Genomic DNA, 14,167 nt, shown 5'->3' with positions numbered 1-14,167 from the left:
GCCAGACGCCGGGGTACATGTCGAAGTAGCTGTCGTGGTAGCGGCTGCCGTCGGGGTCGTTCCAGAAGCGGATGGGCATGGACGGCATGGGGTTGGTGACGACGAGTTCGCCGACCTCGTCGGTGACGGGCTTGCCCTGGGGGTCCCAGGCCTGGAGGTCGGTGCCGAGGCACGGGGCCTGGAGTTCGCCGATGTGGACGGGGAGGGTGGGGACGGCGCCGGCGAAGCAGCTGCAGACGTCGGTGCCGCCGCTGACGGACGCGGTCCACAGGTCGGTGCCGCCCTCCGTGAAGGAGTCGTGCAGCCAGCGGAAGCCGTCGGGCGGGAGCGGGGAGCCGGTGGTGGCGACGCAGGTGATGGCGGAGAGGTCGAGGTCGCGGGCCGGGTGGAGGCCGGCCTTGCGGCAGGCCATCACGTAGGCGGCGGAGGTGCCGAAGACGGTGGCGCGGGTGGTTTCGGCGACCCGCCACTGGGCGGCGATGTCGGGGTGGCCGGGGCTGCCGTCGTAGAGCACGATCGTGGTGCCCACCAGGAGGCCGCCGACGAGGAAGTTCCACATCATCCAGCCGGTGGAGGTGTACCAGAAGAAGCGGTCGTCGGGGCCGAGGTCGCAGTGCAGGCCGGTCTGCTTGAGGTGTTCGAGGAGGATGCCGCCCTGGGACTGGACGATGGCCTTGGGCAGTCCGGTGGTGCCGGAGGAGTACAGGACCCACAGGGGGTGGTCGAAGGGGACCGGTTCGAAGACCGGCGGTGCGGTGGTGGCGGTGATCAGGTCCGGCCAGTTGAGGGCGCCTTCGGGGGCGGGGGTGCCGAGCAGGGGGATGTGGACGACGGCGCGGAGGGTGGGCAGTTCGGCGCGGAGTTCGGTGACGGTGTCGCGGCGGTCGTGTTCCTTGCCGCCGTAGCGGTAGCCGTCGACGGTGAACAGGACGACCGGTTCGACCTGCTGGAAGCGGTCGAGGACGCTGCGGGCGCCGAAGTCGGGGGCGCAGGAGGTCCACACGCCGCCGACCGCGGCGGTGGCGAGGAGGGCGACGACGGCTTGCGGGATGTTGGGGACATAGCCGCTGACGCGGTCGCCCGGGCGGACGCCGAGTCGGCGGAGTTCGGCGGCCAGCGAGCCGACCTGGGCGCGCAGCTGGGCCCAGGTGACGGTGGTGGGCTCGTGGGTCTCGTCGACGTACAGGAGCGCCGGGGTGTCGGCGCGGGCCGGGTCCTCGGCGGCGCGCAGGGCGTGTTCGGCGTAGTTGAGGGTGGCGCCGGGGAACCATCGGGCACCGGGCATCGTTCGGTCGGCGAGGACGGTTTCGTAGGGGGTGGTGAAGCGGACGTCGAACCATTCTGCGGTGGCCTGCCAGAAGGCAGGAAGGTCGTCGACGGACCAGCGGTGCAGGTCGGCGTAGCTCGCGGCGGGGTCGCCGGGGGTGGGGGCGGGTGCGCCGTGGTGTGCGGCGGCCCAGGTGTGGAAGCGGGTGACCTGGGCGCCGGCGATGCGGTCCGGGCCGGGCTGCCAGAGGGGTTCCGGCTGCGGTTCCGGCTGGGCGTCGGACTGCGGTGCGGTGGTCATGATGCGGCTCCCGGGCGGTACGCGTCGTGTGCGTCGGTCTCGTACGGCCCCGGCGGCCAGGGGTGTGGGCGGGGCGCGTGACACGGCTTGCCTGGACGATGCCACGTGATCGTCTTGTGCACCAGGGCAGGCCTCCATAATTCGGGGTCGTGGCGGCCGGCAGGTGCGGTGATCGCCCCGGTGCTCAGTCGTATCAAGCCATCGGTGGCCGGTCCATGGGCCTGAAGGTGGCCGACGGTGACCCCGCGCAGGTGAACGGCAGTTGAACGGTGCCCGCACACCGGCGCGTCGATGGCAGGCTGGCCTGCATGGACGGGCGGGATCTGGTGCGGTCGGTACGGTTGGTCAGGGCGGTCGGGCCCGCGCAGGGGCTGCGGTCCGTGCGCACTGCGTGGCGGCGACGGCGCGCGGATGCGCAGGCGTTTGCGCGGCGGGGTGCGGAGCGGGCGCGGGTTCCGGGGGCCGCGAGCGGTGCGGAGCCGCAGCCCGGTGGCGGGCTGATCCATTTCGCACGGTCGTCGTTGCGGGTGCGGGTGGCGTCGGGCGGGGCGGTGTTCTGCGGCTGGGACGGTGCCGGGCCGGAGCCCTCGTACGCACTGGCCGGGGCGTGTCCGGAGGTGGATCCGCGGGCGGTGCTGGAGCCGGACACGGAGGGTGGCTGGCGGGTCGTCTCGGAGCGGGTGCTGGTGGCGGTGTCCCGGCACGGTGCGGTCGAGGTGCGGACGCCCGGTGGGGTGACACTGCGGCGGGAGCTGCCGCCGCGCTGGTGGGACCGTACGGACCGGGGCGACGCGCCGGAGGGGGGCGGCGCCTCTCGGTGGGTGCAGCGCTCGGAGGTGGCGGCCGACGCGCGGGTCTTCGGGCTGGGCGGCCGGGCGCACGGGCCGCGGTTGCGGGACGGCGCGTACCGGCTGTGGAACACCGATCCGGGCGGCGCGTTCGCGCCGGGGGACGATCCGCTGTCGCTGACGATGCCGGTGCAGCTGGTGGTGGCGGACGCCGGGACGCATCTGGTCTTCCACGACAATTCCTGGGACGGCCGGGTGACGCTGCGCGAGGGCGCGGAGGGCGCGGGCTCCGGGCACGACCGGCCGGGCACCTGTGAGCTGCGGATGGACGGCGGGCCGCTGCGCTACTGGGTGCTGCTCGGCGATCCCTCCCGGGTGCTGCTGGGGTGGACGGCGCTGACCGGTGCGCCCGCGCTGCCGCCCCGTTGGGCGCTCGGGTATCAGCACGCGCGCTGGGGCTTCGGCGGCCAGGAGGAGGTGCGCCGGGTGGTTGCCGGCTATCGGGAGCGCGAACTTCCGCTGTCCGCCGTCCACTTGGACATCGACCATTTCGACGGCCACCGGGTCTTCACCGTCGACCGGGAGCGCTATCCGGATCTGCCGGGTCTGGCGCGGGAGCTGCGGGCGGACGGGGTGCGGCTGGTGTCGATCGTGGATCCGGCGGTGAAGGCGGAGCCGGGCGACGCGGTGTACGACGACGGGGCGGCGGCCGATGCCTTCGTACGGGATGCGCGCGGGCGGGAGGTGCGCGGGGTGGTGTGGCCGGGCGAGTCGGTGTATCCGGACTTCACCGATGCGCGGGTGCGCAAGTGGTGGGGCGCGCTGTACGCGGAGCGCCTTGCGCAGGGCTTCGCAGGCGTCTGGCACGACATGAACGAGCCGGTCTCGTTCGCGGCGTTCGGTGAAACGACGCTGCCCCGTTCGGCGCGGCATGCCCTGGAGGGCCGGGGCGGCGACCACCGGGAGGCGCACAACGTCTACGGGCTGACGATGGCCCGGGCCGGCTACGAGGGGCTGTGCGAACTGCGGCCCGAGGAGCGGCCGTTCCTGTTCTCGCGGTCGGGCTGGGCGGGCCTGCAGCGCTACGGGGGCACCTGGTCGGGCGATGTGGCGACAGGCTGGCCGGGGCTGCGGGCCTCGCTGTCGCTGGTGCTCGGCCTCGGGCTGTGCGGGATTCCCTACAGCGGCCCGGATATCGGCGGGTTCTCGGCGGAGCCGTCCCGGGAGCTGTATCTGCGGTGGTTCCAACTGGGCGCGTATCTGCCGCTGTTCCGTACGCATTCGGCGATCTGGGCGGGGCGGCGGGAGCCGTGGGAGTACGGGAGCGCGGTGCTGGCGCATGCCCGGTCGGCGCTGTACGAGCGGGAGCGGCTGCTGCCGTACTTCCACACGCTGGGGCAGCTGGCGCGGCTGACCGGCGCACCGTATGTCCGGCCGGTGTGGTGGAACGCGCCGCGGGACCGGGAATTGCGGGACTGTGAGGATGCGTTCTTGCTGGGGGATGCACTGTTGGTGGCGCCGGTGCTGGAGGGGGGTGTGACGCGGCGGGCGGTGCGGCTGCCGCGCGGGCGGTGGTACGACACGGCCACCGGGGAGGCGTACGAGGGGCCCGGCCAGGTGGAGGTGGCGGCGCCGCTGTCGCGGATTCCGGTACTGGCGCGGGCGGGTGCGGTGCTGCCGGTGGCGGGTGCGGACGGCGCGACGGCGCTGGAGGTGTGGGCGCCGGCGGCCGGGCGGCGCGGCCGTGGCGTGGTGGTGCCCGATGCCGGGGACGGCTGGCGGCGGCCGCAGGTGGAGCGCTTCACCTCGCGGCTGGAGGGTGGCACGGTGGTGGTCGAGCGGCAGGGCGGGGGCGCTGTGGGGTATCCGGTGCGGGTGCGGGGGCTGGAGCGCCGAGTGACGTGAAGGGGCGAGGTCTTCCGCTGCGCCCGCCACGGCTGGTAGATGAAGGCCATGCCGAGACTTGCTGCCGCGCTGCGCGGCCTCGCCGTTGCCGCCGTCGCGCTGATGACCGTCGCCGTTCTGCCGTCGAGTGCATCGGCGGGTGCGGAGGCGCACCCGCCCGCCAGGCCGAAGGAGTTCGTCGCGCTGGGGGATGTGGACCCCACGATCATCCAGGAGATGCGCTACGTCACGCCGCACAACTTCGTAGGCGTACCGGTGGACGGCTACCGTCGGCCGAAGTGCCTGCTGACGCGGGATGCCGCGTGGGCGCTGCACCGCGCCCAGCGCTCGTTCCTGGAACGGGGCCTCTCCCTCAAGGTGTACGACTGCTACCGGCCGCAGCGCGCCGTGGACCACTTCGTCCGGTGGGCCAAGGACCTCGGCGACCAGCGGTTGAAGGCCGAGTTCTATCCGCGGGTGGACAAGACGAGACTGTTCGACGACGGCTATATCGCCGCCAAGTCCGGTCACAGCAGGGGCAGTACGCTCGATGTCACGCTGGTGCGGCTGCCGGCCGTGCCCACCCGTCCGTATGTGCCGGGTGAGCCGCTGACGCCGTGTTACGGGCCGAAGGCCGGGCGGTTCCCGGACAACTCGCTGGACATGGGGACCGGCTTCGACTGCTTCGACACGCTCGCGCACACCCTCGATCCGCGGATCCACGGGCGGCAGCTGAAGCACCGGCTGCTGCTCAAGAACGGTCTGGAGCGGGCCGGGTTCGTCAATCTCCCGGAGGAATGGTGGCACTACACCTTCAAGCCGGAGACCTTTCCCGACACGTACTTCGACTTCCCCGTTCAGTGACCCGCTCGGTGACCCGCTCGGTGACCCGTTCGGCGCCCCCTCTGGTGACTTTGTCGGCCGTTGTGGGCCCGTACGACTCCATGAGGACCGGGGCGGACAGGGCGTCGGCGATGGCCTCCGTCCAGGCGTGCGGGTCGCCGCCCGGTGACTGCCAGGAGGTCGGGCGGGCGGTCAACAGCCGTTCCGTGAGGTGCTGTTGGCGTACGAGGTCGCCGCGTCCGGTGGCGGACGGAATGCGGTCCATCAGGCCGCCGTCAGGGGTGCGATAGCCGCGGACCATGCGCAGTCCGGGATGGCGGGCGGCCGCGTCGAGATGGGTGACGGCCAGCCCGTCCACTCCCCCGCAGACCGCCGCCGCGTACGTGTGCGCGGGTGCATCGAAGTGCCCGGAGCGGAAGGCGCCCTGCCAGCGGCCGTGGCCGTTGTGCGGTTCGGGCAGGGTGTCCGTCAGGGTGGGGTCCTCGGTGACGAGGGGGCCGGGGCCGTGCCGGGTGGTGTAGGTCCGGACGACGCCGAGGCGGAGCGCGCAGCGCGGCGGCCGGCCCGCCTCGGCGAGGAGGGTTTCCGCGCCGTCGAAGGTGGTCGTCGACCAGGTGGTGTACGGGTGGAAGCCGTGCCACTCGTCGAGCAGCACGCCCTGCGCGCCCTCGAAGACCACCGGGCCGGTGCGCACCAGCCGCGCCAGGTGGTCGCCGTCGACGAGCCGTACGTGGCCGGCGAAGGCGGCGAAGGCGTCCAGGCAGGCGTCGACGGGTGGGGCGTCGAGCGGGCCGAGTTCCTCGGCCAGCAGGTCGCGGAGCAGGGTGAGTTTGCGGCGCAGCGTCGTACGGGAGGTGCAGTCCCCCGCCGTCGGGGCCTCGGCCGGGTGGGCGAGGGCGTAGGCGGCGGTTTCGCCGATGCCCATGCCGCAGGAGCCGTGCCGGGCGGAGCCGCGGGCGCGTTCGCGGGCCCGGTTGGCGGCCGCGTGGTACGGGGTGGTGAGGAGGGCGCGCCGGTCGACGGTGAGCAGTGCGAGTGGGTCGGGGACGCCGAGGCCGGCCAGGTGGCGGGCCTCGGCGGCGAGCGCGAGCGGGTCGACCAGCATCAGGCGGGAGAGGTGGGTCGCAACACCGCTGAAGGTGCCGGAGCCGAACTGGGCGAAGGTGTGGTGGCGGCCGTCGGTGGTGACGACGTTGTGGGCGGCCTGGGCGCCGCCGTTGAAGCGGACCACCGCCGTGACCGGCGCGGCGCCCGGTTGCGGGGCGCAGAGCCGGTCGACGACGGTCCCCTTGCCGGCGTCGCCGTAGCCGAGGTCGACCACGATGGTGTGCATGTGCGGTCCTTACAGGCGGGTGGTGCCGCCCGCCTCGGCGGCATCGTCGATGAGCGGTCCGGACGACCGGGCCACGGTGCCGCGCCGCCGGCCCAGGGTGGCCAGCGCCTTGCCGACGGTGGCGCCCGCGTCGGAGCCGAGGTCGCCGAGGTCGTCGAGGCCGGAGGCGAGGTCGATGGCTTCCTCGCCGAGGCCGATGGTCAGCGCGATGGTCTCGCAGACGGCGCCGAGGTCATCGAGTTCGATGACGTTCTGGCCGAGCAGCTTGCGCCAGGTGCCCAGGACCGCGGTGTTGCCGACGTGGGTGGCGCCCGCCGGGACGATGAAGTAGACGTCGAACTTCTGCCGTACCTCGGCGAGGATCGCCGCGATCGGGATGTCCTCGGTGACCTGGTCCCCGAAGACGGCACGGATCTCGCGGGCCTTCACCTTGCCGTACGGCATCTCATCGCCGATGAGGAAGAGGTAGCCGCGGCGGCCGCGCTTCTCGTGGCAGTCGATGCTGGTGTGGCGGGCCATGGCGTACAGGGCGAGTTCGTACGACTCGGTGAGCTGGCCGCCTCCGCCGCCCTCCAGGAGGATGTTGCCGAGGTCGTCGTCCATGCGGTTGTCGGACTCGAACTGGCCGAGCTGGAGCGGCACCCGGTCGCAGGTCGCGTCGCCGACGGCGCCGAAGAGGATCTGCGGGTGTGCGACGTACCCCTTGCGCAGCAGCAGGCCGAACAGCTCCGGCAGCTTGGTCTGCAGGATGCGCGGTACGGACCGCATGGATCCGGTCACATCGAAAATGACCGAGACGGCCAGCGAGGCGGGGTGTTCGTCGGAGTCGCGGCTCTCACGGGTGGTGAGGCCGTTGGGGTCGAGCGAGGCGTGTGCCGTCCAGGTGTGGCGCGGGGCCGAGCCGGTGAGGCGGTCGCTGTAGTCGAAGGCGCTGGTGCCGGAGGCGGCGCGGTAGCTTGCCGCGGCGCCGTAGACGTTGGTGGACCAGGTTCCGCTGCCCATGGTGATTCCCCCTGAGTGATGTGCTGCGTGACGTGTTGCGTGCTGGTGCTCAGTGATCGTGGATGTCGGGACGTGGGACGTAGGACGTGGGATGTGTGGCGCAGGGTGTGGGGCCGTGTGCGGCATGGGTGCCGGGTGCGTTACGGCCATCGGGCTACGGCCTTGGAGCCACCGCCGGCGAGCTACGGCGTTCGGGTCTGCTCCGGCATGGCGAACGGGCGGAAGGTACGCGGCCCGTAAAGGCGGTCGAGGAGGTCGTCCAGCTCGGCCAGCAGCCGCCAGGCGTCGTGCGGGCGGCGGGCCTCGGCGGGGAGGGTGCAGCCGCGCAGGAAGGCGTGCATCGGCTGCGGTGTGCGCGCGCCCATGAGGGCGCCCATGGTGCGGGACGCGAGGTGGATGTCGGTGGCCTCGGTCGCCGGGTGGCGGCCGGTGACCTCGGGCGGGTAGCTGTCGCGGTGGCGTTCGACGAGCGCGGGGACCCGTTCGCCGATGGCGGTGCTGTAGCACCAGTCGACGAGGGCGAGGCCGTGCTGCTCGGGGTGGATGAGGATGTGGTCGGGCAGGACGGCGCCGTGCACCAGGCCGGTGCGGTGTGCCCAGCCGAGGGCGACCAGGAGCCGGCGCCATATCCAGGCGGCGTCGCGCGGGTCGAGGCCGTCCGGACGGGCGGCCCGGACGTCGGTGAGCGTATGCCAACCCTCCAGCGGGGCAAGGGAGTTGATCCGTCGCTCGGCACCGGAGTCCGGATCGCGGTGCCGGAAGGATTCCAGGAGGCGGGGCGCGTAGCCGCGGTGGCGTGGCTCGCCGCGGCGGGCCAGCCGGTTCAGGGCCTGTGCCTCGCGTTCCATCAGGTCGTTGTCGGTGACCGCGCGCGGGATCTTCAGCAGGGCACGGCAACGGGTGCCGTCCTGTTCGTACGAGGCTTCGCGGAGCACGGCGAGGTCGCCGCAGGCCACGGCCGGTCCGAGGGTGTACGTACGCCGACGAGTGGTGAGCGTGGGGCGGGCGGCTGCGGCGCGGCGCCGCCAGAGGGCTCCGAGGCGGGCGAACTCGGCCTCGGCGTCGGGGCGTTCGGCTGCCGGGGCGGTGTCGGGGTGCAGCAGACGGGCGAGCCGGCGGTGGACGCGGACGGCCGCGGCGTCGTCGGCTGGGAAGAGGTCGGCGGGCGCGCGGGCGGCGGCCAGTGCGGCGCGGGCCTCGGCGCGGCCGGCCGGAGCGTCGGCCGACGGAGCGCCGCCGGTTGACGCGGCACCGCCCATCGAACCGCCCCCCGCCTTCGGGGCACCGTCCCCCGGCGCACCCCCCACCTCCGGCGCACCGTCCACCGGCGCGCCGCTCATCGGACGCTCTCCTCGCGGTCGGGCCGCAGCAGCGCCGGGTGCAGGAGCCGGGCGTCGCCCGCACGGTAGAGGCGGGCGCGGGGGCCGCCGCGCGCGCCCCCGCGGGCGGCGGTCGCGCCGGTGGATTCGACGAAGCCGGGGACCGAGAGCACCTTGCGGTGGAAGTTCCCGGCGTGCAGCGGGCTGCCCCAGATGGCTTCGTAGACGCCGCGGAGTTCGACGACGGTGAACTCCTCGCCGAGGAAGGCCGTGGCCAATGGCGTGTATTCGAGCTTGGCGCGGGCGCGGTCGAGGCCGTCGGCGACGATCCGTGCATGGTCGAAGGCGAGCGGGAGGGCCGTACGGCCGGACGCCTCCTGGGAGTCGTCGGGCCGGGGCACGGAATCACCCCCGTCGGTCCCGTGCCCCGGACCCTGCTGTGGGGGACGCGGGCGGGCCGCGTCCGGTTCGGTGAAGGCGGGAGTATCGCTCATAGCGAAGCCCTCCCCAGTGCCGAGCCGCAGACCGGCGACCGGGACCCAGGCCGCGGCCGAGGCGTCGCTGCCGCCCCGGGCCTCGGGGAGGTCGGGCGCGAAGGCCAGATAGGCGACGGTGACGACGGGCATCCGCGGGTCGCGGCCGGGATCGCCGTAGGAGCCCAGCTGCTCGAGGTGCACACGCTCCAGGTGCGTGGCGTCCAGCCCGGTCTCCTCGGCCAGTTCGCGGGCCGCGGCCTCGTCGAGCGACTCCTGACCGGCCCGGACGAAGCCGCCGGGCAGCGCCCAGGCGCCCTTGAAGGGCCGGCCGCCACGCTCCACGAGCAGGATGTGCAGGGCGCCCTGACGCAACGTCAGCACGACGACGTCGACGGTCACGGCGATGGCCGGGAAGTCACGCGGGTCGTACGCCGCGAGGAACTCGCCGTCGTCGCCGCCATCCTCGGCGCCACTCCCCCGGTGCGCATCCATGATCGCGTCGCCCTCCCTGGTGGATCATTCTCACTTTGAGTCTTTCTCGCTTCGAGAACAACATAGCACCGGGCTATGTCGCCGTCCAGGGCAGCACTACCGTTCGGGCATGACCCATCAAGACACCGGCCGCACGTTCGGCTCGTACGAGGAGTTCTGGCCCTACTACGTCGCGATGCACTCCAAGGCGGCCACCCGCTGGATCCACCTGACCGGCACGCTGACCGGCCTGGCGGTGTCCGCGTACGGCGCACTGCGGCGCCGGCCCAAACTGCTGCTCGCCCTGCCGGTCCTCGGCTACGGCACGGCCTGGCCCGCGCACTTCCTCATCGAGGGCAACAACCCCGCCACCTTCGGCCACCCGGCGTGGTCGCTGCGCGGGGATGCGCAGATGATCCGGATGATGCTGTCGGGGCGGGATGCGGAGCTGGCCGAGATCGCGGCGAAGTGGCTTGCGGAGCAGGCGGGTTGACAGCCGCCACAGCAGTCGGCCGACGCCTGCTGACCCAGGTGACGGGCCCCTCGGACGGAGGACACACCGCGCCGGCGATCTTGCGGATCGCGGCCTCCGTTGCCGCTGGGTGAGGCGGCGGGCACGCCGGACCCGCAGCGGCTGGTCCTCACCGAACCGGGGTTCCGCGTCGAGCAGCGGCGTGCCACACTCCTGACGTTCCGTCAGATGCACGGAGGACTGGGGAGGCGCGCCGTGCCACGCACACGTAAACCCGTGGTGCCGGGTTGGTTCGAACGGGACGCCGACGCCGCGGAGTTCCGGCTGCTGGGGACGCGGTGCCGGGCCTGTGGCGCGGTGTTCTTCCCGCGTGAGGACGCCTTCTGCCGTAATCCCGGCTGCGCGGGCGACGAGCTGGAGGAGGTGCCGCTGTCCCGCCGCGGCAGGGTCTGGGCGTACACCGACGCGCGCTACCGCCCGCCCGCCCCGTACGCCTCCGACCCGGACGCCGAGTGGCGGCCGTACGCGCTGGTTGCGGTGGAGCTGGCCGCGGAGCGGATGGTGGTGCTCGGGCAGGCCGCGCCCGGCGTGACCGTCGCCGATCTCGAGGTCGGCACGGAGGTCGAGCTGGTGCCAGGGGTCCTGAACGAGGACGCGGAGCACACATGGACCACCTGGCACTGGAGGCCGGTGGCGGCGGGGCGGGCGGAGACGGGGCAAGCCCGGACGGGGCGGGCGGAGACGGGGCGGGCGGGGGCCGCTGGGGCGGTACCCGCGCACCCGGACCCGTCCACCCCCCGAAAGGGCGCCGGGGGTCACCGGCATGCACAGCTCGGCCCCGGAGGTCCCGGCGCCGGCGAGGTGGCGGTGCTCGGGGCCGGGATGCACCCCTGGGGCAAGTGGGGGCGCAGCTTTGTCGAGTACGGGACGAAGGCGGCGCGGGAGGCGCTGGCGGACGCGGGGCTCGAGTGGGGCGCCGTGCAGAGCGTGGTCGGGGCGGACACGGTGCGCGGCGGCTATCCCGGTTATGTGGCGGGGGCGACCTTCGCCCGTGCGCTGGGCTGGCAGGGCGCGCGGGTGACCAGCGTGTACGCGGCCTGTGCGTCGGGGGCGCAGGCCATCGGCACAGCGCGGGCGCAGATCCTGGCGGGCCTGGCGGATGTAGTGCTGGTCGTGGGCGCCGACGCCGCCCCCAAGGGGTTCTTCACCCCGGCGGGCGGCGACCGGCCCGACGACCCCGACTGGCTGCGGTTCCGGGTGCTGGGGGCGACCAACCCGGCGTACTTCGGGCTGTATGCGCGCCGCAGGATGGCGCTGTACGGCGATACGCCGGACGACTTCGCCCGGGTGAAGGTGAAGAACTCGGCGGCGGGCGCGCTCAATCCGTACGCGCGCTACCGCAAGCGGGTCAGCGCGCCGGAGGTCGCCGCATCGCCCGTGGTCTGCGATCCGCTGCGGCTGCTGGACATCTGCGCCACCTCCGACGGCGCCGCGGCGCTGGTCCTGAGCAGTATGGATTTCGCCCGGCGGCACGGCGCCGCGGACCCGGTCCGGATCCGGGCGGTCTCCACTGCCACCCCGCACTATCCGCGGACCGTACTGGACCTGCCCGACATCGCCACCGACTCCGCGGCCGCCGTGCCGGAGCCGGAGACCGGTTTCCGGGCAGCCATCGCGCGCCAGGCGTACGAGGAGGCGGGCCTGGGCCCCGAGGACCTGTCGCTGGCCGAGGTCTATGACCTGTCCACCGCACTGGAGCTGGAGTGGTACGAGGACCTGGGGCTGTGCGGCGCCGGCGAGGCCGCCACGCTGCTGCGGGACGGGGTGACGGGTCTGGGCGGTCGGCTGCCGGTGAATGCCGGCGGCGGGCTGGCCTCCTTCGGCGAGGCGGTGCCGGCCCAGGCCATCGCCCAGGTCTGCGAGCTGACGTGGCAGCTGCGGGGGCAGGCGGGTGAGCGTCAAGTCGCGGGGGCACGGGTCGGTATGGCGGTCAATCAGGGCCTGTTCGGGCACGGGTCGGCGGTCGTCGCCGTACGGTGAGCCGTCGGACGTGAGCCGTCGGACGTGAGCCGTCGGACGTGAGCCGTCGGACGTGAGCCGTCGGACGTGAGCCGTCGGACGTGAGCGGTCGGACGTGAGCGGTCGGACGTGGGACGTGGGACAAGGACCCGACAAGGACCCCGCAAGAAATCGGCAAGGCCCCGGTCAGGGCTCGACACGGACCCCGTCAAGGACCCGCTCGAAGATCGTGTGTGGATCGCAGGGCGGGCGCCCGTACGCTCCGGAAGGATGCGTGAACAGTGCGTGAACCACGCGCCGTTCGGGGTCCGGGGGCGGCATGCTGGCGCCGTGCCTGCCTGGATGGACCAGCTCCGATTCGCCTTTCAACCCGTCGTGAACCTCGCGACCGGCTCGGTCGCCGCGCTGGAGATACTCGCCCGCCCCGAGGACGGCGAGTTCGACGTACTGGGCTCCGCGCACCGCTGCCCCGACCTGGACGCCGAGCTGGCGGCGCTCGCCGTACGGGCCGCGGCACACCAGGAGACGATGCTGCCGCTGCATGTGAACGTCTTCGCCGCGACGGTGGCCGAGCTGCCGTCGCTGACGTCCCTGGGAAAGGCCGTACGGGACGTAGGACGTCGGCCGTGGGAGATCACGTTGGACATCGGAGGTCCCTTCACCCATGTCCCGCACCGGTCGCTGCTGGAGGCGGTGGCGGGGCTGCGCGACGAGGGCTACCGGATCTGCGCGGACGGGGTCGGGGACGGCGATCTGCCGCTGCGCCTGCTCGGTGAGCTGACGCCGGACCTCGTCAAGCTCGACCGGTCGCTGTGCCCGGGCCCGGCCGCCGACCGGGGGCGACGGGCCGCGGTGGCCGCGATGCGGCAGCTGTGCGACCACGTGGGCGGGCTGCTGGCGGTCGAGGGTGTGGAGACCGAGCGGCAGTACGCGGCCGTGCGGGCGGCGGGGGTGCAGCTGGCGCAGGGGCATCTGTTCGCGCCGCCCGCCCGGCGCGCGGCCGCCGAGGTGTATCTGCCGGCCGAGCACCCGCCGGCGACCCGCGGGCCGGCACCGTACAGCCCGCCCTCGGGGCCTCCCGTCACACAGTTTCTGCAGCCCGCCGCGCTGTTGCCGATGTCCGCTTCCGCGGGTGCGGTGCGCAGCCATCTCACCGGGTTTCCGGGGGTATCGGGGGTGCTGCTGGTGGACACCGACGGGGTGCCGGTGCGGGCGATCGACCGCGACCGGTTCCTGTTGTCGCTGTCCGGGCGGTACGGGCATGCGCTGTACGCCGACCGGCCGGCGCTGCGGCTGGCGGACCGGCCGCGGACGGTGGGCGCGGACGCCACCGCCTGGCAGGTGCTGGACCTGATAGCCGACGGGGAGCGCGACCGTACCGGTGACGATGTGGCGGTGGTGGACGAGCAGGGCCGGTGCATGGGTGTGGTGCATCTCGCCGACATTCTGCGGGCGCTGGCCGAGAGCCGGGTGGAGGAGGCCGCGCGGCTCAATCCGCTGACCCGGCTGCCCGGTTCGGATGCGGTCAACGGCGAGGTGGACCGGCGGGTGGCCGAGGGGCGGGGGTTCGCGCTGAGCTGGCTGGATGTGGACGGTTTCAAGCAGGTCAACGACGGTGCCGGGTTTGCGGCGGGCGATGAGCTGATCCGCTCGGTGGGGCGGGTGCTGGCGGAGGTCGCGGCGCGCGAGCCGGGCGCCCGGGTGGGGCACATCGGCGGGGACGACTTCCTGGTGCTGGCCGGGTCCGAGGCGCTGGCGCCGTTCGCGGAGGCGGTGCTGGATGTGCCGTGGACGGCGGGCGGGCGGCCGGTCACCCTGTCGCTGGCGACGGTGGACTGCCCGCCGGGCAGCGTCCGCGGTCATCGTGAGGCGGCGGCCGCGCTCGCGCCGCTGAAGAGGGCGGCGAAGGCGCTGCCGGGGGCGAGCTGGGTGGTCGGCCGGCCGGGCTCGGAGCGTAGGGAGGTGCGGCGGGGAGCCACGGCGCGGGTGCCGG

10 protein-coding genes and 1 pseudogene are annotated in these 14,167 nt (G+C 73.6%); 6 read left to right on the top strand and 5 right to left on the bottom strand.

Annotation, left to right across the window (positions count from 1 at the left end):
* On the bottom strand, positions 1 to 1,567 hold a 1,567-nt coding region (locus AB0D04_RS40135; RefSeq protein ID WP_362712351.1), incomplete at its 3' end, for an acetoacetate--CoA ligase.
* Positions 1,568 to 1,875: 308 nt separating this feature from the next.
* On the opposite strand from AB0D04_RS40135, the gene AB0D04_RS40130 reads away from it, so the two are divergent.
* Both AB0D04_RS40130 and AB0D04_RS40125 read left to right on the top strand, forming a co-directional pair.
* Positions 1,876 to 4,260, top strand: coding sequence for a glycoside hydrolase family 31 protein (locus AB0D04_RS40130; protein ID WP_362712350.1), 2,385 nt, complete (start codon positions 1,876 to 1,878; stop codon positions 4,258 to 4,260).
* Positions 4,261 to 4,308: 48 nt separating this feature from the next.
* On the top strand, positions 4,309 to 5,103 hold the full coding sequence (locus AB0D04_RS40125; RefSeq protein ID WP_362712349.1) for a M15 family metallopeptidase: 795 nt from the start codon (positions 4,309 to 4,311) through the stop codon (positions 5,101 to 5,103).
* On the opposite strand, the gene AB0D04_RS40120 is transcribed toward AB0D04_RS40125, so the two are convergent.
* From AB0D04_RS40120 to AB0D04_RS40105, 4 genes are all read right to left on the bottom strand, one after another.
* Positions 5,054 to 6,415 carry an adenylosuccinate synthetase gene (locus tag AB0D04_RS40120; RefSeq protein ID WP_362712348.1) on the bottom strand — a complete coding sequence of 454 codons (1,362 nt, stop codon included), beginning with the start codon at positions 6,413 to 6,415 and terminating at the stop codon, positions 5,054 to 5,056. The genes AB0D04_RS40125 and AB0D04_RS40120 overlap by 50 nt on opposite strands.
* A gap of 9 nt (positions 6,416 to 6,424) precedes the next feature.
* Positions 6,425 to 7,417 carry a hypothetical protein gene (locus AB0D04_RS40115; protein WP_362712347.1) on the bottom strand — a complete coding sequence of 331 codons (993 nt, stop codon included), beginning with the start codon at positions 7,415 to 7,417 and terminating at the stop codon, positions 6,425 to 6,427.
* Positions 7,418 to 7,599: 182 nt separating this feature from the next.
* Positions 7,600 to 8,757, bottom strand: coding sequence for a serine/threonine-protein kinase (locus tag AB0D04_RS40110; protein WP_362712346.1), 1,158 nt, complete (start codon positions 8,755 to 8,757; stop codon positions 7,600 to 7,602).
* Positions 8,754 to 9,704 carry an NUDIX domain-containing protein gene (locus AB0D04_RS40105; protein ID WP_362712345.1) on the bottom strand — a complete coding sequence of 317 codons (951 nt, stop codon included), beginning with the start codon at positions 9,702 to 9,704 and terminating at the stop codon, positions 8,754 to 8,756. Before AB0D04_RS40105 ends, AB0D04_RS40110 begins: the two co-directional genes overlap by 4 nt.
* Before the next feature lie 109 nt (positions 9,705 to 9,813).
* Here AB0D04_RS40105 and AB0D04_RS40100 point away from each other — a divergent pair, with 109 nt between their 5' ends.
* From AB0D04_RS40100 to AB0D04_RS40085, 4 genes and pseudogenes are all read left to right on the top strand, one after another.
* Positions 9,814 to 10,176: a DUF962 domain-containing protein gene (locus AB0D04_RS40100; RefSeq protein ID WP_362712344.1), complete on the top strand. Its 363-nt coding sequence runs from the start codon at positions 9,814 to 9,816 to the stop codon at positions 10,174 to 10,176.
* A 234-nt stretch (positions 10,177 to 10,410) separates the two neighbouring features.
* Positions 10,411 to 10,848, top strand: a pseudogene (locus AB0D04_RS40095) (zinc ribbon domain-containing protein); the annotation flags it as partial.
* A 168-nt stretch (positions 10,849 to 11,016) separates the two neighbouring features.
* On the top strand, positions 11,017 to 12,195 hold the full coding sequence (locus tag AB0D04_RS40090) for a lipid-transfer protein (protein ID WP_362712352.1): 1,179 nt from the start codon (positions 11,017 to 11,019) through the stop codon (positions 12,193 to 12,195).
* A gap of 309 nt (positions 12,196 to 12,504) precedes the next feature.
* On the top strand, positions 12,505 to 14,167 hold a 1,663-nt coding region (locus tag AB0D04_RS40085), incomplete at its 3' end, for a GGDEF domain-containing protein (protein WP_362712343.1).

It is taken from the genome of Streptomyces sp. NPDC048483 (genome assembly GCF_040651455.1).
In the GTDB taxonomy this organism is placed as follows: Bacteria; Actinomycetota; Actinomycetes; order Streptomycetales; family Streptomycetaceae; genus Streptomyces.
This window is presented reverse-complemented; position numbering and strand designations above follow the sequence as displayed.

Coding starts and splice junctions, on each gene's coding strand:
- AB0D04_RS40130 (WP_362712350.1), top strand. CDS start 1,876: ATGGACGGGCGGGATCTGGTGCGGTCGGTACGGTTGGTCAGGGCGGTC.
- AB0D04_RS40125 (WP_362712349.1), top strand. CDS start 4,309: ATGCCGAGACTTGCTGCCGCGCTGCGCGGCCTCGCCGTTGCCGCCGTC.
- AB0D04_RS40120 (WP_362712348.1), bottom strand. CDS start 6,415: ATGCACACCATCGTGGTCGACCTCGGCTACGGCGACGCCGGCAAGGGG.
- AB0D04_RS40115 (WP_362712347.1), bottom strand. CDS start 7,417: ATGGGCAGCGGAACCTGGTCCACCAACGTCTACGGCGCCGCGGCAAGC.
- AB0D04_RS40110 (WP_362712346.1), bottom strand. CDS start 8,757: ATGAGCGGCGCGCCGGTGGACGGTGCGCCGGAGGTGGGGGGTGCGCCG.
- AB0D04_RS40105 (WP_362712345.1), bottom strand. CDS start 9,704: ATGGATGCGCACCGGGGGAGTGGCGCCGAGGATGGCGGCGACGACGGC.
- AB0D04_RS40100 (WP_362712344.1), top strand. CDS start 9,814: ATGACCCATCAAGACACCGGCCGCACGTTCGGCTCGTACGAGGAGTTC.